The organism is Aliidiomarina iranensis, from assembly GCF_003987135.1.
Lineage (GTDB): Bacteria > Pseudomonadota > Gammaproteobacteria > Enterobacterales > Alteromonadaceae > Aliidiomarina > Aliidiomarina iranensis.
In genome coordinates, this window is record NZ_PIPJ01000003.1 from 93,215 (window position 1) to 115,132 (window position 21,918).

General features: G+C 46.1%; 18 protein-coding genes. 14 read left to right on the top strand and 4 right to left on the bottom strand.

The features are described 5' to 3' along the window. Positions 1–169: 169 nt before the first annotated feature. Positions 170–1,849, bottom strand: a complete 1,680-nt coding sequence (gene recN, locus CWE08_RS06115) for a DNA repair protein RecN (RefSeq protein WP_126766764.1) — start codon at positions 1,847–1,849, stop codon at positions 170–172. Between the two features lie 117 nt (positions 1,850–1,966). Then, positions 1,967–2,866, bottom strand: a complete 900-nt coding sequence (nadK, locus tag CWE08_RS06120; RefSeq protein WP_126766766.1) for an NAD(+) kinase — start codon at positions 2,864–2,866, stop codon at positions 1,967–1,969. A 205-nt stretch (positions 2,867–3,071) separates the two neighbouring features. Between nadK and grpE the strand changes: the two genes are divergently transcribed. The 9 genes from grpE (at position 3,072) to greA (ending at position 15,327) form a co-directional block, all read left to right on the top strand. Continuing rightward, positions 3,072–3,671 (top strand): nucleotide exchange factor GrpE, encoded by a 600-nt coding sequence (gene grpE / locus CWE08_RS06125; protein WP_126766768.1) that lies wholly within the window; start codon positions 3,072–3,074, stop codon positions 3,669–3,671. A gap of 108 nt (positions 3,672–3,779) precedes the next feature. After that, a complete protein-coding gene (dnaK, locus tag CWE08_RS06130; protein WP_126766770.1) occupies positions 3,780–5,699 on the top strand; it encodes a molecular chaperone DnaK in 1,920 nt (639 codons plus the stop codon). 90 nt (positions 5,700–5,789) lie between these two features. Then, positions 5,790–6,941: a molecular chaperone DnaJ gene (dnaJ, locus tag CWE08_RS06135; protein ID WP_126766772.1), complete on the top strand. Its 1,152-nt coding sequence runs from the start codon at positions 5,790–5,792 to the stop codon at positions 6,939–6,941. Positions 6,942–7,180: 239 nt separating this feature from the next. Further along, complete coding sequence (locus tag CWE08_RS06140) at positions 7,181–8,005, top strand: M48 family metallopeptidase (protein WP_126766774.1); 825 nt, start codon at positions 7,181–7,183, stop codon at positions 8,003–8,005. Positions 8,006–8,124: 119 nt separating this feature from the next. Next, positions 8,125–9,393, top strand: coding sequence for a dicarboxylate/amino acid:cation symporter (locus tag CWE08_RS06145; protein ID WP_126766776.1), 1,269 nt, complete (start codon positions 8,125–8,127; stop codon positions 9,391–9,393). Positions 9,394–9,420: 27 nt separating this feature from the next. Then, positions 9,421–10,230: a 4-hydroxy-tetrahydrodipicolinate reductase gene (gene dapB, locus CWE08_RS06150; protein ID WP_126766778.1), complete on the top strand. Its 810-nt coding sequence runs from the start codon at positions 9,421–9,423 to the stop codon at positions 10,228–10,230. 195 nt (positions 10,231–10,425) lie between these two features. Beyond that, on the top strand, positions 10,426–11,607 hold the full coding sequence (carA, locus tag CWE08_RS06155; protein ID WP_126766779.1) for a glutamine-hydrolyzing carbamoyl-phosphate synthase small subunit: 1,182 nt from the start codon (positions 10,426–10,428) through the stop codon (positions 11,605–11,607). 19 nt (positions 11,608–11,626) lie between these two features. Then, on the top strand, positions 11,627–14,854 hold the full coding sequence (gene carB, locus CWE08_RS06160; RefSeq protein WP_126766781.1) for a carbamoyl-phosphate synthase large subunit: 3,228 nt from the start codon (positions 11,627–11,629) through the stop codon (positions 14,852–14,854). Next, entirely contained in the window at positions 14,851–15,327 is a 477-nt protein-coding gene (gene greA / locus CWE08_RS06165) for a transcription elongation factor GreA (RefSeq protein WP_126766786.1), read from the top strand. The genes carB and greA overlap by 4 nt, the downstream gene beginning before the upstream one ends. Before the next feature lie 221 nt (positions 15,328–15,548). On the opposite strand, the gene CWE08_RS06170 is transcribed toward greA, so the two are convergent. Then, positions 15,549–15,824 (bottom strand): XRE family transcriptional regulator, encoded by a 276-nt coding sequence (locus tag CWE08_RS06170; protein ID WP_126766788.1) that lies wholly within the window; start codon positions 15,822–15,824, stop codon positions 15,549–15,551. 97 nt (positions 15,825–15,921) lie between these two features. On the opposite strand from CWE08_RS06170, the gene CWE08_RS06175 reads away from it, so the two are divergent. Further along, positions 15,922–16,419 (top strand): helix-turn-helix domain-containing protein, encoded by a 498-nt coding sequence (locus CWE08_RS06175; RefSeq protein WP_126766789.1) that lies wholly within the window; start codon positions 15,922–15,924, stop codon positions 16,417–16,419. Between the two features lie 64 nt (positions 16,420–16,483). Here the strand turns inward: CWE08_RS06175 and yhbY are convergent, their stop codons facing one another. Next, positions 16,484–16,777 (bottom strand): ribosome assembly RNA-binding protein YhbY, encoded by a 294-nt coding sequence (gene yhbY / locus CWE08_RS06180; protein ID WP_126766791.1) that lies wholly within the window; start codon positions 16,775–16,777, stop codon positions 16,484–16,486. A gap of 162 nt (positions 16,778–16,939) precedes the next feature. Here yhbY and rlmE point away from each other — a divergent pair, with 162 nt between their 5' ends. From rlmE to glmM, 4 genes are all read left to right on the top strand, one after another. Then, entirely contained in the window at positions 16,940–17,569 is a 630-nt protein-coding gene (gene rlmE / locus CWE08_RS06185; protein ID WP_126766793.1) for a 23S rRNA (uridine(2552)-2'-O)-methyltransferase RlmE, read from the top strand. 68 nt (positions 17,570–17,637) lie between these two features. Continuing rightward, entirely contained in the window at positions 17,638–19,605 is a 1,968-nt protein-coding gene (gene ftsH / locus CWE08_RS06190) for an ATP-dependent zinc metalloprotease FtsH (protein ID WP_126766795.1), read from the top strand. A 107-nt stretch (positions 19,606–19,712) separates the two neighbouring features. Then, entirely contained in the window at positions 19,713–20,525 is an 813-nt protein-coding gene (folP, locus tag CWE08_RS06195) for a dihydropteroate synthase (protein ID WP_126766797.1), read from the top strand. Positions 20,526–20,530: 5 nt separating this feature from the next. Beyond that, positions 20,531–21,862, top strand: coding sequence for a phosphoglucosamine mutase (gene glmM, locus CWE08_RS06200; protein ID WP_126766799.1), 1,332 nt, complete (start codon positions 20,531–20,533; stop codon positions 21,860–21,862). Positions 21,863–21,918 lie beyond the last annotated feature (56 nt).

Below are 21,918 nucleotides of genomic sequence, written 5' to 3' on the forward strand. Positions count from 1 at the left end.
TCAGACAATGTGTCAGAAGTGAATCTTAGCTTAAAAAGAGCCTCGGATGCCACCCATCCACGGCTTTTATTCGTCCGCTGGAAGGAATAAAAGTTCCCGAGGCTGCTACAAATACCTTCGTTTTGAAGCCGGTAGTTTATTCTACCCTATCAGTGAAGGTGCTAGCATATCACCCTGCAAGTAATTCACGAGCATTTGCTAAGGTATGGTTAGTGATCGTGTCACCACCTAGCAAACGTGCTAGTTCTTCGATGCGATGCTCATCTGTGAGAGCACGCATAGAAGTAATAGTTTTGCCTGCTTCAGTGTGTTTGCTCACGAACATTTGTTGATGTGCTCTCGCTGCAACTTGGGGTAAATGGGTAACACAAAGCACTTGATTATTTTGCCCTAATTGCCGGAGTAGCTTGCCTACGGTAGCTGCCGTAGGGCCACTTACACCCACATCTACCTCGTCAAAAATCATTGTAGGTAAGTTATCTTGCCCAGCAGTGAGCACTTGTATCGCTAAACTAATTCGCGATAGTTCGCCGCCTGAAGCTACTTTATTGATCGGTTGTTGGGGCTGCCCGGCGTTAGCAGATACTAAAAAACGAACATGGTCGATACCTTGGGAGCATGCATATTCTTCAATGTTACTCTCAATTGCTACAGAAAATTCGCCATCTGGCATATTTAATTTATGCATAGTGTTAGTTACTTGTTCCGCCAATTTAGCCGCTGCTTTTTCCCGGTTCTTGCTTAGTTCAGCGGCTAGTGTTGCAAAGTTATTTTTAGCTTTATCTATTTCCCCATCCATGGAATCTAGCCGCTCGGTTGAGGCCGTGAGCTCAGCTAATTCCGTTTTCAAACTTTCATGGAGTTCAGATAAACGCTCGGGAGCCGTTTGATGTTTCTTCGCCAGTTGCATAGCAATGCCCATCCGCTTTTCACAATCGGCCAGAAGCTCTGGATCTAAATCAACACCGTCTTGGTAATGGCGTAATTCTCTAGTTGCTTCTTCGATTTGCACCGCTGCATCGTTTAGCATTGCAACCATTGGTTCCAGATTGCTATCGAGTTCGGCACTACCGTTTAGCCGCTCTATTACCGATTGCAAAAGGGTGTATGTGTTATTATGTTCACCATCGTATAAGCAATTTAAGCTAAATTGGCTATCTTCTAACAACCCAGATGCATTAGCCAAACGCTTGTGATTAGATTCCAGCTCATAAAATTCATCGGCAGCTAAATTGAAATCATCTAGTTCGTTTACTTGATACTGTAAGAGTTGCCGGCGCGATTCCTGAGCCTCTTCTTGTTCAATTAGTTTACGTTGTTCACGCACTAGGGCACGCCATTCACGAAAAGCTTTGTTTACTTTGTTTAAAAGGCCGCTATGGTTGGCAAATTGATCAAGTAATGCCAGTTGATACTCAGTTTTCATTAAAAGGTGATGATCGTGCTGGCCATGCAGGCTTACGAGCATACCACCGAGTTCGCGGAGCAAGGAAACAGGAACGGGAGCACCGTTTATAAATGCTTTTGAGCGGCCTTCTGCTGTTAATGTGCGGCGTATAATGCAGTTGTCGTCTTCTCGTTCGCTCTCATCGAGCATATCGTGCTCGATTAACCATTGCATAACTAGCGGCAGGGAGTGCACATTAAAACTTGCGGTTACTTCGGCTCTTTCGCTATCAGGCCTCACCATGGTGCTTTCCGCGCGAGCACCTAGGCATAAACCAAGGGCATCGAGAGCAATTGATTTACCAGCCCCGGTTTCCCCGGTTATCGCCGTCATTCCGTTGTGAAAATCAATTGTTAGCTTATCAACAATAGCGAAGTTTCGAATGTGAAGTTGTGTCAGCATTTTTGCCTCCCAGAGCAGGTACGGGATACGTTACTGTTTATTTATACAGTAAATATACAGTAGTTATCCAGTAGTGCAAGAGGGTGTTGAAAAAATATGCAAAAAAGCCGATTCCGGCTAAAACAAACGGCTACCCCAGTTCAATTTATTTCGAAGTACATGGTAGTAGTTATATCCCTTGGGATGAATTAACCGTAACGCATGGCGTTGCCGGGTAATGTAAATTTCCGCACCGGAAGGAACGGGTAGTTTTACGTGACCATCACAGCTTATGTGTAAAGGCTGATCATCTGGGGCCACGCGTACTCGAATCGCACTATCGCCGCCTACTACTATGGGGCGGCTACTCAATGTGTGCGGAAACATGGGTACCAAAGTTATGGCGTTTAAACCAGGATAGAGAATTGGGCCACCGGCAGATAACGAATACGCGGTAGAACCGGTAGGTGTTGCAATAATTAAACCATCAGAGCGTTGGCTGAAAACAAATTGGCCATCCACTTCTACTTCAAATTCCAACATGTGGGCTACTTGATCCGAGTGCAACACAACTTCATTCATGGCGTTGGCGCTATGAATTGTTTTACCGCCTTGCTCAATACGCGCATCGAGGAGGAACCGCTGCTCTACATCGTAGTGGCCTTTGAGAACGTCAAGGAGTTGAGCGCTGGCATCGTCAGGTGCTAAATCCGTTAAGAAGCCGAGATTCCCGCGATTCACCCCAATTACCGCGATATTGTGCAGGCTGAGCTCTCTAGCTGCCCCGAGCATTTTACCATCGCCACCAATCACGATGGCTAACTCGGCTTGCTCACCAATTTCTGCAAGGCTAGAGCGAATAACCGCCGCTGGCAAATTAGCACAGGGGCCAGAAGCATCAGCTAACACGCGATAATCGTTAGCCACTAACGTTTTTGATATGTGCAACAGAGTTTCCAAAGCTGTTTCGGAATCGTTCTTACAAAGTAGGCCGATTACCGAAAAAGGCGGGTTAGTTGGGGCGTTCGCTTTGGGCATAGAAATCTCCGGATTGAGGATAAGCTTAAGCTACGGTTTTTAGTGGAATAGATCAATAAGCTTGTTATTGCAAAATTTATCCTTGAATTTGAATTAACCGACCCCATATCCGAAAGCAAGCAAGGTTGGGCATGCAATCACTGAGTATATCAAAGTAGCCAGTGAGCAGTGCGCAACGTAACTTTCGGAATTTATGGAGCAAGGCATGAGCGATAAAAGCCAACCGGAACAGAAAGAGCAAGAAACCAAAGTTGAAAGTGCAGATGAACAGGTATTGGATGCTACAACCGAAGTGGAAGGCTCTGCGGAAACAGCGGAACCTGAGCTCGACAACGAGAGCTTACAGCAAGAAGTAACCGCTTTACGCGCAGAAGTTCAAGCAGAACGCGATAAAGCACTTCGAGTAGCTGCTGAGGCGGAAAATATTCGCCGTCGTGCTGCTCAAGAAGTTGAAAAGGCTCGGAACTTTGCCTTAGAGAAATTTGCCGGTGAGTTACTCGCAGTGATTGATAATCTCGAGCGTGCTTTGCAAACCATCGATCGAGAAGATTCAGCCCAAGCAAATTTAGCTGAAGGGATTGAAATGACGCATAAAGGCTTCATTCAAACTATTGAAAAATTTGGTTTGGAAGTTGTAAACCCGGAAGGTCAGCCATTTAATCCTCAGTTACATGAAGCGATGGGTATGCAGGAAAACGCAGATCTACCGCCGAATACGGTAATGCATGTGATGCAAAAGGGTTATCTGCTAAACGGCCGGCTTTTACGCCCGGCCATGGTAATGGTTTCGCGTGCCGCTGGTTAAAAATCGGCAAAAAAGCGAAAGACCTTGTAATCAGTATTGAAATTCAGGCAGGGCGTCCCCATTTACAAGACATCCTGGTAACAAATTGAACGTTTGGAGTAAAAAAACATGGGTAAAATCATTGGTATCGATTTAGGCACAACAAACTCTTGTGTAGCTATCATGGATGGCGATAAAGCCCGCGTAATTGAGAACGCGGAGGGCGACCGCACAACGCCTTCTGTTGTTGCTTTCGCTGATGATGGCGAAGTATTGGTTGGCTCGCCGGCAAAACGCCAGGCCGTTACCAACCCACAAAACACCTTATTCGCAATTAAACGATTGATAGGCCGCCGCTTCGAAGATGAAGAAGTGCAGCGCGACATCGGCATCATGCCTTACGGCATTGTGAAAGCCGATAACGGCGACGCTTGGGTGGAAATTAAAGGTGACAAGAAAGCACCACCACAGATTTCTGCTGAAATCTTGAAGAAAATGAAGAAAACAGCAGAAGATTACCTTGGCGAAAAAGTGACGGAAGCAGTAATCACTGTTCCGGCCTACTTTAACGATGCGCAACGCCAAGCAACAAAAGATGCTGGCCGTATCGCTGGTTTAGAAGTGAAGCGTATCATTAACGAGCCAACAGCAGCTGCGCTTGCATACGGTATGGATAAGAAAAGTGGCGATCGCACTGTAGCTGTATACGACTTAGGTGGTGGTACTTTCGATATTTCAATCATTGAAATTGATGAAGTAGACGGTGAGCACACCTTCGAAGTATTGGCAACGAATGGCGATACTCACTTGGGTGGTGAAGATTTTGATAACCGTGTAATCAACTACTTAGTAGAGCAGTTCAAGAAAGATCAAGGTATTGATTTGCGCAAAGATCCACTGGCGATGCAACGTTTGAAGGAAGCCGGTGAGAAAGCAAAGATTGAGCTCTCTTCTGCCCAGCAAACGGAAGTGAACTTACCATACATTACGGCTGATAGTTCAGGGCCGAAACACTTAGCGATTAAATTAACGCGCTCGAAGCTTGAATCGCTTGTTGAAGATATGGTGAAGAAAACCCTTGAACCAGTAAAACAGGCGCTTGCGGATGCAGGTCTGAAAGTTGGTGAAATCAACGACATTATTCTCGTTGGTGGGCAAACTCGCATGCCGAAAGTACAAGAGTTAGTAGCTGATTTCTTCGGTAAGGAAGCACGCAAAGATGTGAATCCTGATGAAGCAGTTGCCGTTGGTGCTGCGGTACAGGCTGGCGTATTACAAGGCGACGTGAAAGACGTATTGTTGCTTGATGTTTGCCCACTTTCCCTTGGTATTGAAACCATGGGGGGCGTGATGACGCCGCTGATTGAGAAAAACACAACGATTCCAACGAAGAAATCGCAAACTTTCTCAACTGCGGAAGATAATCAAAGCGCAGTAACCATTCATGTGTTGCAAGGTGAGCGTAAGCGTTCTAGTGATAATAAATCACTTGGCCAATTTAACCTTGAAGGGATTCGTGCGGCGATGCGCGGACAGCCGCAAATCGAAGTTACTTTCGATATCGACGCTGACGGTATCTTGCATGTATCAGCGAAAGACAAAGATACTGGCAAAGAGCAGAAAATCACTATTAAAGCTTCTTCGGGCTTATCGGACGATGAAGTGGAAAAAATGGTTCGTGATGCTGAAGCAAATGCGGAAGAAGATAAAAAGTTCGAAGAAATGGTACAAGCGCGAAATCAAGCTGATGGCTTAATTCATGCTACCAGAAAGCAGGTTGAGGAAGCAGGTGACGATTTACCAGCGGATGATAAAACTGCGATTGAAACTGCAATCAATGAGTTAGAAGAAGCCATGGCGGCGAGTGACAAAGAAGCCATGGAAGCGAAAACTCAAGCGCTCATGGAGGCCTCTGCGAAGTTGATGGAGATAGCCCAGCAAAAAGCTCAGCAGCAGCAACCTGAGGGTTCAGCAGATGCGGCCAGTGATGCAGCTGATGATGTGGTTGACGCTGAGTTTGAAGAAGTAAACGACGACGAAAAAAAGTAAGTTGAAGCGTTGAGTTACTATCTTGGCACGGGCGTTACCTTCGGGAACGCCCGTGTGTGTGTCTGACAGACTGACAGAGAACACAGAATTATGGCAAAAAGAGATTATTACGAAGTTCTTGGCATAGCGAAGGATGCAACCGATCGCGATATCAAGAAAGCGTATAAAAAGCTAGCAATGAAGCTGCATCCAGATCGCACTAAAGGTGATAAAGACCTTGAGATTAAATTCAAAGAGGTAAAAGAAGCCTACGAAGTGCTGATCGATGATGAGAAGCGAAGAGCTTATGATCAGTATGGTCATGATGCCTTTGATCCTGCTCGTGGCGGCGCTGGCGCAGGCGGCTTTGGTGGCGGAGCTGATTTCTCAGACATCTTTGGTGATGTGTTTGGTGATATTTTCGGTGGTGGTCGGCGCGGTGGCGGTGGCCGGCGTGCGCAACGGGGCTCCGATCTTCGCTATGATTTAGAGATGACCCTCGAAGATGCGGTGCGTGGCAAAGAAGTTGAGTTAAAAATACCGCGTTTGAGTACCTGCGATGATTGTGATGGTACCGGATCGGCCGATAAGGGTACGCCGAAAACGTGTGATGTGTGCCATGGTGCGGGCCAAGTGCAAATGCGCCAGGGCTTTTTTGCGGTGCAACAAGCATGTCCGCAATGCCATGGGCGTGGAACCATAGTTGAGAATCCTTGTGGAAGCTGCCATGGCCAGGGCCGTAAAGAGAAAACCAAAACACTGAATGTGAAAATTCCGGCGGGTGTAGATACAGGCGACCGAGTGCGCCTAACCGGTGAAGGTGAAGCTGGTGAGAATGGTGCGCCAAGCGGTGATTTATACGTTCAAGTTCGCGTTCGTGAACACGAAATCTTCCGCCGTGAAGGTAACAACCTTTACTGTGAAGTGCCGGTAAGCTTTACCCAAGCAGGCCTCGGTGGAGAAGTTGAAGTGCCCACTTTAGATGGCCGAGTGAAATTAAAAATACCAGCAGAAACGCAAACCGGAAGGATGTTCCGTATGCGTGGTAAAGGTGTTAAATCAGTGCGCTCTGGTGCTATTGGTGATTTGGTGTGTAAAGCGGTGATAGAAACACCGGTAAATTTATCGTCAAAACAAAAAGCATTATTGAAAGAATTTGAAGAATCCATGGGCACCGGTGATGAAGCAGCAAAATATCGGCCCAAGGAACGCGGTTTTTTTGATGGTGTGAAAAAATTCTTTGATGATTTAACTCGGAATTGATAACACGAGTGAACCATCAAAGCAGCTTAACCGGCATTTGCTCAGAGTAAATCCCATGAGCTGGCAACATAAACGGAGTGCATGTTCATTGAGCTGCACTCCTTTTTTAATACCGAAAACTATACTGATAGATAAATAGAAAAGCGCAAATATTCGTTCAAGTTATTGCGATTTAATGGGTAATAAACATGGAACTTGCTATATTAAAAGTTCATCGCTTTAATCGGAAAGGAAATGCCATGAAATTTATCGGGTTTATATCGATACTTGTGTTTAGTTCGCTTTTATTAGTGGCGTGCACTACCTCACCTACCGGCCGCAGCCAGTTAAATTTGTTCTCTGGAGGTGCTCTTAATTCGCTTGGTCAACAATCTTTTAGCGAAATGAAGCAGCAAGAAAAAGTATCTAACGACGCAGAATTAAATGGTTATGTTCAATGTGTAGCCGATGCAATTATAGAAATCTTGCCCGATCAGTATCGAAGCATTGAGTGGGAAGTAGCCGTGTTTGAATCTGATGCGATTAACGCCTTTGCTCTCCCTGGCGGGCATATCGGATTTTACACCGGTATTATGAAACTTGCCGAGAATGAGCACCAGTTGGCCGCGATTATGGGGCACGAAATTGGCCACGTAATGGCTGAGCATAGTAGTGAACGCATGTCGACAAACCTACTCATAAGTGGGGCATTGCTGGGAACTGATCTAGCCTTATCAGATAGGCCTACGGAGCAGCGCGCAATGATCATGGCAGCATTAGGAATAGGTACGCAAATCGCCGTAGCACTGCCTTACAGCCGCACCCATGAAAGTGAGGCGGATGAAATTGGCTTAGATTTAATGGCTCGTGCAGGTTTCCGACCAGAAGAAGCACCCAAATTATGGGAAAATATGGCTGCACAAGGCAGTGGTTCCACACCTGAGCTGCTTTCTACCCATCCTTCACCCACGAGCCGTATTCGTGAGTTAAGTGCTCAGGTTCCGCGTGTTATGCCATTGTATGAAGCCCGAGCTTCTGCTGGACGGCTACCTCAATGCCCGCGCCCAAGAAGCCTAAATAATTGAGCCAGCAACCAGAAAGTTCTAAGTAAGAACGAACCATTCTTGTCGAAAAACCGTTGAACTCGTTAAGCTCTCGGGTTCAGCGGTTTTTTGCACATCTTATGCGTGAAGCAGAGGTAAGAATGATTAAAGCATGGTTTCGAATTCCTTTTTGGCAGCGTGTTCTCGGCGGCTTCGTTCTCGGCGCCTTACTGGGTTTCTTTCTTGCTGATGTAGGGGTTGCCATGCAGCCGCTCGGACAGCTCTTCGTGCGCGCCATTCAGATGTTGGTGGCACCTTTGGTGCTGTTCGCTATCGTAAGTAGCATAACGAGTATGGGCAATCAGGCGAATTTGGGCCGTTTGGCCGGTAAAACAGTCGGTTTATTTTTGTTTACCGCGCTTATTGCTTCTACAATCGGATTGGCTGTTGGCACCTTTTTAGATTTAACACCGAGTATTGAATTAACTGCTGCAGAAACCGTAGAGCGTAATATTCCTCCGTTTAGTCAAGTTCTACTTTCGGTAATACCAACGAATCCGTTTGCGGCGCTAGCGGAAGGAAAAGTTCTACAAATTATTTTCTTCGCGGCCCTACTAGGGGTTGCGATTAATGGCTTGAAAGAAAAAGCCGAGCCGGCGAAACAGTTCTTTCAGGGCGGCGCGGAAATTATGTATCAAATCACCCGCTATGTTCTTGAATTAACGCCGATCGGGGTGTTTGGCTTGATGGCATGGGTAGTAGGAAGCTACGGTATAGAAATGCTGCTGCCGTTAGGTAAATTCATTGTGGCTATTTACCTAGCGTGTATTCTGCATATCGTATTTGTGTATGGCAGCTTGGTACGTTTTGGAGCCAAGGTGAAGCCGTGGCAGTTTTTTCGAGCGATATTTCCCACTCAACTGATTGCGTATTCCACATCAAGTAGTTTTGGCACGTTACCTTCTACCTTGAAAACCACAACGGAACGCTTAGGCGTTGAGAAAAAATATGCCAGTTTTTCTTTGCCTTTAGGGGCAACCATTAACATGGATGGGTGTGGTGGCATTTACCCAGCTATTGCGGCTATTTTTATTGCGCATCTTTACGGTATTCCACTAGGTGTTATGGAGTACGGTATTATTATGCTCACCGCCACCTTAGCATCAATTGGTACGGCGGGTGTGCCGGGTTCAGCTATGGTAATGCTTACCGTAACCTTATCGGCGGTAGGTTTACCTTTAGAGGGTATCGCCTTTATTGCTGCAATTGATCGAATTATTGATATGATGCGCACGGCAACCAATGTAACCGGCGATATGGCGGTTTCGTTAGTGGTAGCAAAATCTGAGAATATGGTTGACGAGCAAGTGCTCTCCGCTAGTATGGAAAATAAAGTAGCTACCGAAAAAGATGTAGTTACCTCGAATTGAAAGAGTGAGCTAGGGAACAGTTAAGTGATGAAACCGAAAAATCTTGCAATTGTAGGTGCTAGTGGGCGCATGGGCCGGCAGGTTGTGGCGGCCTTAGCTGATTCGCAGCAGTTCAACCTTGTAGCGGCATTAGGCCGAGAAAACTCGGAGGCTGAAGGCATTGATTCAGGCGTGTTAGCTGGGATTAAGGCAAATGGTGTTGCAGTTTCAGGTGAGTTTTCGTGTTTGCAAAAAGCTGATGTTGTGATTGATTTTGCTCTACCTGAATCACTACCCGAACGGTTAACCTGGTATCAAAAGTTGCGTGTACCCGCAGTTATTTGCACAACTGGATTTGGGCAAGAAACGGCAGCAAAGATGCAAGATGCAGCCAAGGTTATTGCAATTTTATACGCGGCTAATACAAGTGTAGGGATCAATTTATTGGCCGCGTTAACCGAAAATGCGAGCCGAGTTCTTGGCATGGAAGCAGATATTGAAGTGTTGGAAGCTCATCATACCAAAAAGCAAGATGCACCCTCGGGCACGGCATTGTTACTCGGTGATGCGGCGGCACGAGGCCGCGGGCAAGTGCTTGCAGATGTGGCTGCGTATGATCGCAATGGCAAAGATGAGGTTCACAGAACGGGAAGTATTGGCTTTGCTAGTATTCGTGCTGGCGATATCGTAGGTGAACACACAGTTTACCTTGTTGTCGCGGGTGAGCGCATTGAGTTAACTCACCGGGTTGCCCAGCGAAGTACTTTTGCAGCTGGGGCACTTAGAGCTGCTGCTTGGTTAGCAAAACCGCAGAAACCCGGATTTTATCAAATGAAGGACATGCTCGGGCTAGACTGAAAACCGCTTATTTAGTATCATAAGAACAATTTGCCGAACGCCGGCAAGCACAGGTGCAGCCATCCGCAAATTACAGTGAAAAAAGCATACAACACGCTTTAAGTTGTAAGTGATGAGGGTCTGGCTGTGCATGATTCGGTGTAAAGCGGGGGAGTGGTATTCAACTTGCCCGTTTTTTTATGTTCGGAGGTACCCTTGAGTATTTCGGCGAGTAAGACCAAACGCAGGGCAATCCTGGTTCTCGCTGACGGCACTGTTTTTAATGGCACAGCAATTGGTGCAGATGGGCAGGCTGTTGGTGAAGTTGTTTTCAATACAGCGATGACAGGTTATCAAGAAATATTGACCGACCCTTCATACGCAGAGCAGATAGTTACTCTCACTTATCCCCACATTGGCAATTACGGCACTACCCCCGAAGATTCAGAATCTTCACGTATTTGGGCCAAAGGTTTAGTGATCCGCGATTTATCCCCCATAGCTAGTAATTTTCGTAGTACCCAATCCCTCAGTGATTATTTAAAAGCAGAAAATATTCTTGGCATAGCGGATATTGATACTCGTCGATTAACCAATCGATTGCGGGAAACTGGAGCGCAGAATGGGTGCATCATCACGTATGCCGCGGGAGAGGAAGCGCCCATAGCGGAAGCGCTAGCCGCCGCTAATGATTTTCCCGGTCTTGCGGGCATGGATTTAGCGAAAGTAGCCACGTGCAGTGCCGCTTATCCATGGACAGTAGGCACTTGGAAACTCGGTGTTGGCCACCAAGCGCAAGGGGAAACGCGGTTCCACGTTGTGGCCTATGATTTTGGTGCGAAACTCAATATTCTGCGAATGTTAGCAGATAGAGGCTGCAAGATTACTGTAGTGCCTGCTGAAACCTCTGCCGATGATGTTCTTGCCTTGCAACCCGATGGTATTTTCTTATCCAATGGCCCCGGTGATCCAGCCCCTTGTGATTATGCGATTGCTGCTATTAAGGTGTTTTTAGAACAGAAATTACCGATATTTGGTATTTGTTTGGGGCATCAATTGCTTGCCTTAGCACTAGGCGCTCGAACGGTGAAAATGAAGCATGGGCATCACGGCGCAAACCATCCGGTGCAAGATTTGGCTACGAGCCGTGTGATGATTACCAGCCAGAATCATGGGTTCGCTGTGGAAGAAGCAAGCTTACCGGAACATCTGAAAGCCACACACAAATCGTTATTTGATGGCACTTTACAAGGTATCCATCATACTCAATTGCCTGCGTTTAGTTTTCAAGGGCATCCAGAAGCGAGCCCGGGCCCGCACGATGCTGCCGAGTTGTTTGATCACTTTATTGAGCTTCTCGATACAGCCAGCCGTTCAAGTTCCGCCGCCACCCGTTAATTGAGAAAGAGTTGTCACTATGCCAAAACGTACAGACATACAGAGTATTTTGATTATCGGCGCAGGGCCAATCGTGATTGGCCAGGCTTGTGAATTTGATTATTCCGGTGCGCAAGCTTGTAAAGCGCTCAGGGAAGAAGGCTATCGAGTTATTTTAGTGAACTCGAATCCCGCCACTATCATGACCGACCCAGAAATGGCCGATGCAACTTACATCGAGCCCATTCACTGGGAAGTGGTGGAAAAGATCATTGAGCGAGAGCGGCCGGATGCTATTTTACCTACCATGGGTGGGCAAACCGCATTGAATTGCGCCTTAGAGCTTGATGCTCACGGTGTGTTGGAAAAATACAACGTTGAGATGATTGGCGCCACGGCTGATGCGATTGACAAAGCTGAAGATCGAGATCGCTTTGATAAAGCCATGAAATCTATTGGTTTGGAAACCCCTCACGCAGAAATCGCGCACAGTATGCAAGAAGCCTTTGGTGTGCTTGAGCGGATTGGGTTCCCTTGCATTATTCGGCCTTCGTTCACCATGGGTGGAAGTGGTGGTGGTATTGCTTATAACCGTGATGAATTTGAAGAGATTTGTAAACGTGGTTTGGCACTATCGCGAAATAACGAATTATTGATTGACGAATCATTAATCGGTTGGAAAGAGTACGAGATGGAAGTTGTTCGCGATAAGAACGACAACTGCATCATTGTGTGCTCAATTGAAAACTTCGATCCAATGGGTATCCACACTGGTGATTCTATAACAGTGGCTCCGGCACAAACCTTATCGGATAAAGAATATCAAATCATGCGTGATGCCTCGATGGCGGTATTGCGTGAGATTGGCGTAGAAACCGGTGGCTCTAACGTGCAATTCGGTATTTGCCCTAATACCGGGCGGATGGTAATTATCGAAATGAACCCACGGGTGAGCCGCTCTTCTGCGCTGGCATCGAAAGCCACGGGCTTTCCGATTGCCAAAGTTGCTGCGAAATTGGCTGTGGGTTACACCCTTGATGAGCTCTCGAACGAAATTACCGGCGGTGTAACGCCGGCATCGTTTGAGCCGGCTATCGATTATGTAGTAACTAAAATTCCACGCTTTAATTTTGAGAAATTTGCTGGCGCTAATGATCGCCTAACTACACAGATGAAATCCGTAGGCGAAGTGATGGCGATCGGCCGAAATCAGCAAGAATCGCTACAAAAAGCGCTACGAGGCTTAGAGCTCGGCATGAACGGTTTGGATCCAATGCTGGATTTAACCGATAAAGATGAAGCCAGAACGCGTATTATTCGTGAACTGAAAGAGGCTGGCGCTGAGCGTATTTGGTATATCGGCGATGCCTTCCGGTTGGGCATGAGTGTTGATGAAGTATTTGAGTTAACTAAAATTGATCGTTGGTACTTGGTACAACTTGAAGAAATCGTGTTGCTAGAAGCTGAAGTTGCGCAAGCTGGTTTAGCCGGTTTGGACGCAGATAGTTTGCGGTATTTGAAGCGTAAAGGCTTTTCCGATGCGCGGTTGGCGGATGTGCTCGATATTCATGAAAATGAGGTTCGTAAACGCCGTGAAGAGTTTTCTATTTTCCCAGTTTACAAACGTGTGGATACTTGTGCTGCGGAATTTGCTTCTGAAACGGCTTATATGTATTCCACGTATGATGAAGAGTGTGAAGCACGGCCATCGAATCGCGATAAGATCATGGTGATTGGCGGCGGGCCTAATCGTATCGGTCAGGGCATCGAATTTGATTACTGTTGTGTGCATGCTTCGTTAGCTTTGCGCGAGGATGGTTATGAAACCATTATGGTTAACTGTAATCCAGAAACGGTTTCTACTGATTATGATACATCTGATCGGTTGTACTTCGAGCCGATCACCTTAGAAGATGTATTGGAAATAGTGCGCATAGAGCAGCCCAAGGGTGTGATTGTTCAATACGGTGGACAAACACCACTCAAGTTGGCGCGTGCTTTAGAGGCGAATGGGGTGCCTATAATTGGTACTTCGCCAGATGCAATTGATCGTGCCGAAGACCGGGAACGTTTTCAAACTGCGGTGGAACGTTTAGGCTTGAAACAGCCAGAAAACGCCACAATTACTAACATTGAACAAGCCATGATTGAATCGGCTCGAATTGGCTTTCCGTTAGTTGTTCGCCCATCTTATGTGTTAGGTGGCCGAGCAATGGAAATTGTTTATGATGAGGCCGATTTGCGCCGTTATTTAACGGATGCCGTGAAAGTATCGAATTCGGCGCCGGTGTTGCTCGATCGTTTCCTCGATAATGCCATAGAAGTGGATATTGATGCCATTTGTGATGGCGAAAACGTAATGATTGGCGGCATCATGCAGCACATCGAGCAAGCGGGAGTGCACTCCGGTGATTCGGCTTGTTCATTACCGCCATATTCACTAAGTGATATGGTGCAAGCTGAATTACGAGAGCAGGTAAGCAAACTTGCATTCGAACTAAATGTTCGTGGTTTGATGAACACACAGTTTGCGATTCAAAATAATGAAATATACCTGATAGAGGTAAATCCTCGAGCTGCCCGGACAGTGCCCTTTGTATCGAAAGCAACAGGTATTCAATTAGCTAAAGTAGCCGCACGCGTTATGGCCGGGCAATCATTGAAAGCGCAAAATTGCTTGTTAGAAGTGATTCCGCCGTATTATTCGGTGAAAGAAGTTGTGGTACCATTCGCTAAATTCCAAGGCGTTGACCCAATCCGCGGCCCAGAAATGCGCTCTACTGGCGAAGTTATGGGTGTTGGAGAGAGCTTTGAAGAGGCCTATGCCAAAGCAAACTTGGGCGCAGGGCAAGCGTTGCCGCTGAAAGGCAAAGCGTTGCTCTCTGTGCGCGAGGGCGATAAAAAGCGCGCTATTGATTTGGCACGCGGGTTAACTGCGCTTGGTTTTACCGTAGAGGCTACCCGCGGTACTGCGAAGATTTTGCAAGAGCAAGGTATTCATTGTAGCGTAGTTAATAAGTTACAAGAGGGTCGTCCGAATATTGTAGATGCTGTGAAAAACGGTGAATACAGCTATATTATTAACACGGTGGAAGGGCGCCAAGCGATTGAAGATTCGGTGTATATTCGTCGCGAAGCGTTATTAAATAATGTAAGTTATACCACTACTTTAAATGCAGGATTTGCTGCTGTGAAAGCACACACAGTAAATGATCGAGCGCGGGTAAGCTCGGTTCAGGAGCTGCACAAGAGGATTTTAAATCAATGAGTAATATTCCAATGACAGTAGCAGGAGCTGAATCTTTACAGGCTGAGTTAAAGCGCCTGAAAAGTGAAGATCGGCCACGGATTATTCAGGCAATTGCTGATGCAAGAGAGCATGGCGATTTAAAAGAAAATGCTGAATATCATGCTGCGCGTGAACAACAAAGTTTTTGTGAAGGGCGGATTCAGGAAATTGAATCCAAATTATCGAATGCACAAGTTATTGATGTGACGAAAATTCAGAATAACGGCAAGGTGATATTCGGTGCTACGGTTACTGTATTTAACACAGCTTCAGAAGAAGAGGTAACTTATCGGATCGTAGGTGACGATGAAGCAGATATTAAAAAGAACTTAATCTCTGTGAACTCGCCGTTAGCTCGTGGTTTGATTGGTAAAGAAGTTGATGATTCCGCGCTGGTTAATACGCCAGGCGGAGAAGTTGAATACGAAGTAGTAAAGGTAGAATACTTGTAGTTGCAAATGCGAATGTTCAATCATTCGAATTGTGAAACAGGTTGCATAAATCAGATATGTTTTGAAGCTCTACAAAGTTATTTGTAGAGCTTTTTTTATGTTTGGAGTTTTATTGAGGGTGAGATTGCACTTAAGGAGAAATTGTACTTAAGGAGAAATTGTACTTAAGGGATTTATGTTCAAGATGGAAACTTTACCTAGAACGTGCTGTTCATCACCTGTTATTCGTCCCGTAAGAGTTCCGCTAACTGCAGTTTCCGTTGTTCCCGTTCAGAATTAGTGGCGGCTTTAGGATGATGGTACTCAGGAACATCTGGAAAGATGTCGCGAATACCCATGCCTAAAATTTTGGCAATAGCATTTGCAATTAACCGAGATCGCGCCTGCCTCGCCGCTACCTTTGAAACCAATGAAGGACTTCGCTCCATTACCTCAGCGAGCATACTGAAATCATATCCCTTTTCAGCTAAGGCTTTTTTTATTTGATTTCTATCCATTTTTATATTTACATACAGATTCACATTAAACTCAAACGTAACTCAAATGAGAATCAAAAATCCTCATTTGAGTGCGAAATAAATAAAAGCACAACAAATGAGTAAAAGCAAGGATATTGGACTCACAATTGAGCAAGTGTTGCAGTATGCGCGTGTTGCTTCGGGCTTAACACGAGACGTAGATGTCGCAAATTGGTTGGGCTTGGGAAAGTCGGCGCTTAATAATTGGCGCACGCGAGGAACGATTCCTTATAAAACGTTAATACCTATTTTATTAGAAAAAGGAATTTCTTTAGATTGGTTTTTTGCCTCGGGGAAACACCTGCGGGTACCGGAAACTTTGCTTACGCATCACCTAGGTAAAGATTTAGAGGAGCGTTCTATTGCTTATAAAGGTGAGCCGATACAACTAAGTAAAGTTGCAGAAACGCTACAATATATACAGGCTATTTTTGCGCGCCACGGTGTTGAGGCCAATGAAGCGAACATGCAGTTATTTTTAACGGTTTACGAATCTCTCAGTATAGAGCCAGAATTGCGTGCCGTTACTCTAGAAAGAATGGCGGCAACGCTTGAAGCCCACAGTGAGAGCTAAAAACGAGCAGTGGTTGCTCGTTTTTATGTCGTCAGCTTTTCGCCTGAACTGCAAATTTATAGCATTATTTTGGTAGTTTCATTTTTGGTTCACGAGCTGGCCGGTAGAGCACCAAGGTTTTGCCAATCACTTGAACTTGAACCCCCGCAGTTTCTCTCACGATAGCATCGTAAATAGCTTGGCGCATTTCTCGATCTTCTTCCGGAACCTTTATTTTGATCAATTCATGATGCTCTAAAGCGATTTCAATTTCCGCTAAAACACCTTCGGTTAAACCGTTACCACCGAGCAACACCACTGGTTTGAGGGGATGTGCCAAGCCTTTCAAAAATTGTTTCTGTTTATTGGTCACTTGCATATATAACTGCCTTTAGATTCTGAATTTGAATCGATAATAGGAATAAATGATAGCTGTAATCGTATTGCTTTGCGATAGAGAACGAGCAGGCTACTTGAATTTGCTGTATTCTAACGCCATCTAAGTATACGAGCTAGTAAGAGTTAGAATAGTTGAGGCTTCATGACCAAGAAAAAACGCTCCGCCAGCAGTAGCCGCTGGTTGAAAGAACATTTTGACGACCAATACGTGCAAAAAGCGCAAAAGCAAGGTTTGCGCTCGCGCGCAGTTTTTAAGTTAGAGGAAATTCAGAAACGAGATAAGATCCTAAGGCCCGGGCAAACCGTAGTAGATTTAGGTGCAGCTCCCGGTGGTTGGTCACAGTACGTTGCGGCTATGCAAGATGGGAAAGGCGAGGTGATCGCTTGTGATATTCTAGAAATGGACCCGATTGCCGGCGTTGAGTTCTTACAAGGTGATTTTCGTGAAGAGGCCGTATTGAATGCGCTGCTAAACCGAATCGGCGGGGCCACGGTTGATGTGTTGTTATCAGATATGGCACCGAACTTCAGTGGCACTGACGCAGTCGATCAACCACGTTCGATGTATCTTGTTGAGTTGGCATTAGAAATGTGTAAACAAGTTTTAAAACCTGGCGGCGCTTTTGTGGTCAAAGTTTTTCAGGGCGAAGGTTCAGACGTGTTCTTGAAAGAGGTGAGGCAGGCATTTAGCTCAGTGAAAGTACGTAAGCCTGATTCATCTCGGGCAAGGTCAAGAGAAGTGTATCTGGTAGCTAGTGGTTACAAAATATAGTAACCTAGTGGTTAGTTATTTGAATAAGCTATACGGCTTGTTCGGCAACATGTTGAGAGGTAATAACGTTGAGCGACATGGCAAAAAATCTCATTCTTTGGTTAGTCATCGCTGTAGTGCTGATGAGTGTGTTCCAAGGGATCAATCCGGGTAGCACTGAAAGCCCAGCTTATGCCTACTCTGATTTCGTTCGCGATGTGAATCGCGGTGATGTTCGGGAAGTAACGATTAATGAATCGAGCCGTTCTATTGAGGGTGTCCGCAATAGTGGCGAGGAGTTTCGCACAGTAATGCCTGGGCAAGATCAAGAGCTTTTAAATGAGCTATTGAGCCAAGGCAACGTAACGGTTCGCTATCAGGAGCCGGAATCGCGGAGCTTGTTGGGCACTATCTTTATTTCCTGGTTCCCGATGCTGTTACTAATCGCAGTGTGGATCTTTTTCATGCGCCAAATGCAAGGTGGCGGTGGTAAGGGTGCAATGTCATTTGGTAAAAGCAAAGCGCGCTTAATGGGCGAAGACCAAGTGAAAACAACCTTAGCTGATGTTGCGGGTTGTGAAGAGGCGAAAGAAGAAGTTGCCGAATTGGTTGATTTCCTTCGTGATCCATCGAAATTCCAACGCTTGGGTGGGCATATTCCGAAGGGTGTGCTGATGGTTGGTCCTCCAGGTACAGGTAAAACCTTACTTGCCAAAGCTGTTGCTGGCGAAGCAAAAGTTCCATTTTTCAGCATTTCAGGCTCTGATTTCGTAGAGATGTTCGTTGGTGTTGGTGCGTCGCGTGTACGTGACATGTTTGAGCAAGCGAAAAAAGCCGCGCCTTGCATCATCTTTATCGATGAAATCGATGCAGTGGGCCGCCAGCGTGGTGCTGGTTTAGGTGGCGGACATGACGAGCGTGAACAAACCTTGAACCAAATGTTAGTAGAGATGGATGGTTTTGAAGGTAACGAGGGTATTATCGTTATCGCAGCCACTAACCGACCTGATGTTTTGGATCCGGCTTTATTGCGCCCAGGGCGCTTTGACCGGCAAGTAACGGTGGGTCTGCCTGATGTGCGTGGCCGTGCGCAAATCTTGAAAGTGCACATGCGTAAAGTACCTATTGCAGATGACGTTGATGCGAGCTTGATCGCGCGTGGAACACCAGGCTTTTCCGGTGCAGATTTAGCCAACTTAGTTAACGAAGCAGCACTCTTTGCGGCGCGAGAAAACCGCCGGATGGTGTCCATGGCTGAGTTTGAAAAAGCAAAAGACAAAATCTTAATGGGCTCTGAACGTAAATCTATGGTCATGACGGAATCTGAGAAAGAGATGACGGCCTACCATGAATCAGGCCACGCTATTGTTGGCCGTTTGGTTCCAGATCATGATCCGGTGTATAAAGTGTCTATTATTCCTCGAGGCCGTGCTTTGGGGGTTACCATGTACCTCCCAGAACAGGACCGGGTAAGCCATAGTAAGCAGCATTTAGAAAGTATGCTTTCTAGCTTGTACGGTGGCCGAATCGCGGAGCAACTGATTTACGGCGATGAGCAGGTTACAACCGGTGCTTCGAATGACATCGAACGTGCTACTGATATTGCTCGTAAGATGGTTACGCAATGGGGATTATCGAGCAAGATGGGTCCTCTTCTCTATGCAGAAGACGACGGCCAGACCTTTTTAGGTCGAGGCGTAGCCCAGAGTAAACAAATATCAGACGAAACCATGCGTGCGATTGATGCGGAAATTCGTGATGTTATTGATAGAAACTATTCTCGGGCATATAAGATTCTCGAAGATAATGTTGATATCTTGCATTCAATGAAAGATGCATTGATGAAATATGAGACCCTAGATGCAGATCAAATCGACGATCTAATGGAGCGGCGTGATGTGCGTGAACCATCGAACTGGCATGATAACGATGGGAACAAGGCAACGGGCTCAGGTGCAAAAATTGACGAAAGCAAGGCAAAAGACGAACAAGAAGGTGATAGTTTCGGTGACGATGTAACCGGACTTGATACGCCGGATGGTTCCCCAGCAAAATAAAGTGTTAAAATGCCCCGTTAATCGGGGCATTTTTTTGCGCGTTTTTCAAACCAATGGTTTCAGGGTTTAACGAATAGTTTTGTTATGGTTTTAATTTAGGAGTAGCTATGGCTCAGCAGCGTCAACTTGTTCAGGTTATGGGTATTTTGAATGTCACTCCCGATTCATTTTCTGATGGCGGCCGTTACAACTCTATAAAAGCTGCGGTACAACGAGCTTCAGAAATGGTAACAGCAGGAGCTGATTGGCTCGATGTTGGCGGTGAATCTACGCGCCCAGGAGCAGCTGATGTTGCTGAAAATGAAGAGCTGGAGCGGGTGATTCCGGTAATCGAGGCAATTAAGCGAGAGTTCGCGGTGCACATTTCGGTAGATACTAGTAAACCAGCTGTGATGCGCGAGGCAGTAGCTGCTGGCGCAGAAATGATCAACGATGTCCGTGCTTTGCGTGAACCTGGCGCACTCGCCGCCGCTGCGGTTACAAATGCAAAAGTATGTTTAATGCACATGATAGGGCAACCGCGCACCATGCAAGAGGCACCAGAGTATGAAAACCTCGTTGCGGATATAAAAAGCTTTTTGCAGGAACGAATTAACGCGTGTGAGGCCGCTGGCATTAGCCGTGAGCGAATTCTTTTAGACCCAGGGTTTGGATTTGGTAAAACCGTAAGGCATAATTACGAATTGCTTCATCGGTTGCAGTGTTTTCAAGAATTTGAATTGCCTCTCTTGATTGGATTATCGAGAAAATCGATGTTAGGGAAGGTAACCGGTAAGGACGTTGATGAACGTTTAGCGGCAAGCATAGCAGGAGCCACTATTGCGATGATGAAAGGCGCAGCCGTTTTACGGGTCCACGATGTGGCAGAAACTAAGGATGCGGTAAAAGTGGTTACCGCAACATTGACAGGAGAGTATTAGGCTTTATGGGAAAGTATTTTGGCACTGATGGTATTCGTGGTCGCGTGGGCGATAGCCCTATTACACCTGATTTTGTTTTGAAACTTGGTTGGGCCGCTGGTAAAGCACTTGCAGCGGAGGGTAATACACGCGTATTGATTGGTAAAGATACCCGTGTATCAGGATACATGTTGGAATCGGCGTTAGAAGCTGGGTTCTCTGCAGCTGGTGTTAATGTTGAATTTCTTGGCCCGATGCCTACCCCAGCAGTTGCTTATTTAACTCGCACCTTCCGAGCTGCCGCTGGTATTGTTATTAGTGCTTCGCATAATCCTTACTACGATAATGGCATCAAGTTTTTTTCTGATAGTGGCCATAAATTATCGGCGAGTGTAGAAGCGCAAATTGAAGATTTTCTCGATCAAAAACTTGATTGCGTGAGCTCTGAGCAACTTGGTCGTGCTTCTCGAGTAGATGATGCGGCAGGCCGCTACATTGAATTTTGCAAAAGTGCTTTCCCAAGCGAACTATCGTTGAATAAATTGAAGCTTGTTGTTGATTGTGCCCATGGCGCAACGTATCACATTGCCCCTAATGTGTTTCGTGAACTCGGTGCGCAAGTGATTGAAATGGGTTGTGAACCCAACGGATTAAATATTAATGCCGGGTGTGGAGCAACGGATTTAGCTGCATTACAAAAAAAAGTAAAAGCCGAACAAGCGCACATTGGTATTGCCTTGGATGGTGATGGGGATCGCTTGATGATCGTGGACGCCGATGGCGCTATTATCGATGGCGACGAAATCGTGTATGCGTTAGTTCGACAAGCTATGAAAGATGGCACTCTGGAAGGTGGTGTAGTGGGCACCGTGATGAGTAATATCGGCATGGAGTTGGCGTTAGGCAAGTTGAAAGTGCCTTTTGTACGAGCCCAAGTAGGTGATCGGTATGTTATGGAAGCGCTGCGAGACAAGCGCTGGTCGATTGGTGGTGAGGGCTCTGGCCACATTATCAATCTTAAATATCACAGTACTGGTGATGGTATCATTGCCGCGATTCAATTCCTTTCAGCAATGGTGAGAGAAGAGTGTAGCGCGCGTGAAATGCTTGCTGGTATGCGTAAATTTCCACAATCATTGATTAATGTGCGTTATACGCCAAATACAGATCCTTTGTCAGCAGACAATGTAAAATCAGCGGTTAGCGAAGTTGAACGCGCATTAGGCGGCGAAGGGCGTGTGTTATTGCGCAAATCGGGCACAGAGCCTTTAATCCGAGTGATGGTGGAAGGTAAAGATTCGGCAACCGTGAAAGCGTATGCACAGCAAATTGCTGGCGAAGTATCAGCGATAAGCTGAGTTCAATATCTGCTTAATGCTTAACGAGTAATTTTAAGCTGCAAAACACGTTGCTT

Excerpts from the sequence above, each read along its gene's own strand:
- CWE08_RS06170 (WP_126766788.1), bottom strand. The coding sequence starts at position 15,824 with ATGGATAGAAATCAAATAAAAAAAGCCTTAGCTGAAAAGGGATATGAT.
- folP (WP_126766797.1), top strand. The coding sequence starts at position 19,713 with ATGGCTCAGCAGCGTCAACTTGTTCAGGTTATGGGTATTTTGAATGTC.
- yhbY (WP_126766791.1), bottom strand. The coding sequence starts at position 16,777 with ATGCAAGTGACCAATAAACAGAAACAATTTTTGAAAGGCTTGGCACAT.
- dapB (WP_126766778.1), top strand. The coding sequence starts at position 9,421 with ATGAAACCGAAAAATCTTGCAATTGTAGGTGCTAGTGGGCGCATGGGC.
- greA (WP_126766786.1), top strand. The coding sequence starts at position 14,851 with ATGAGTAATATTCCAATGACAGTAGCAGGAGCTGAATCTTTACAGGCT.
- carB (WP_126766781.1), top strand. The coding sequence starts at position 11,627 with ATGCCAAAACGTACAGACATACAGAGTATTTTGATTATCGGCGCAGGG.
- glmM (WP_126766799.1), top strand. The coding sequence starts at position 20,531 with ATGGGAAAGTATTTTGGCACTGATGGTATTCGTGGTCGCGTGGGCGAT.
- dnaJ (WP_126766772.1), top strand. The coding sequence starts at position 5,790 with ATGGCAAAAAGAGATTATTACGAAGTTCTTGGCATAGCGAAGGATGCA.
- CWE08_RS06145 (WP_126766776.1), top strand. The coding sequence starts at position 8,125 with ATGATTAAAGCATGGTTTCGAATTCCTTTTTGGCAGCGTGTTCTCGGC.
- dnaK (WP_126766770.1), top strand. The coding sequence starts at position 3,780 with ATGGGTAAAATCATTGGTATCGATTTAGGCACAACAAACTCTTGTGTA.
- rlmE (WP_126766793.1), top strand. The coding sequence starts at position 16,940 with ATGACCAAGAAAAAACGCTCCGCCAGCAGTAGCCGCTGGTTGAAAGAA.
- grpE (WP_126766768.1), top strand. The coding sequence starts at position 3,072 with ATGAGCGATAAAAGCCAACCGGAACAGAAAGAGCAAGAAACCAAAGTT.
- CWE08_RS06140 (WP_126766774.1), top strand. The coding sequence starts at position 7,181 with ATGAAATTTATCGGGTTTATATCGATACTTGTGTTTAGTTCGCTTTTA.
- CWE08_RS06175 (WP_126766789.1), top strand. The coding sequence starts at position 15,922 with ATGAGTAAAAGCAAGGATATTGGACTCACAATTGAGCAAGTGTTGCAG.
- recN (WP_126766764.1), bottom strand. The coding sequence starts at position 1,849 with ATGCTGACACAACTTCACATTCGAAACTTCGCTATTGTTGATAAGCTA.
- nadK (WP_126766766.1), bottom strand. The coding sequence starts at position 2,866 with ATGCCCAAAGCGAACGCCCCAACTAACCCGCCTTTTTCGGTAATCGGC.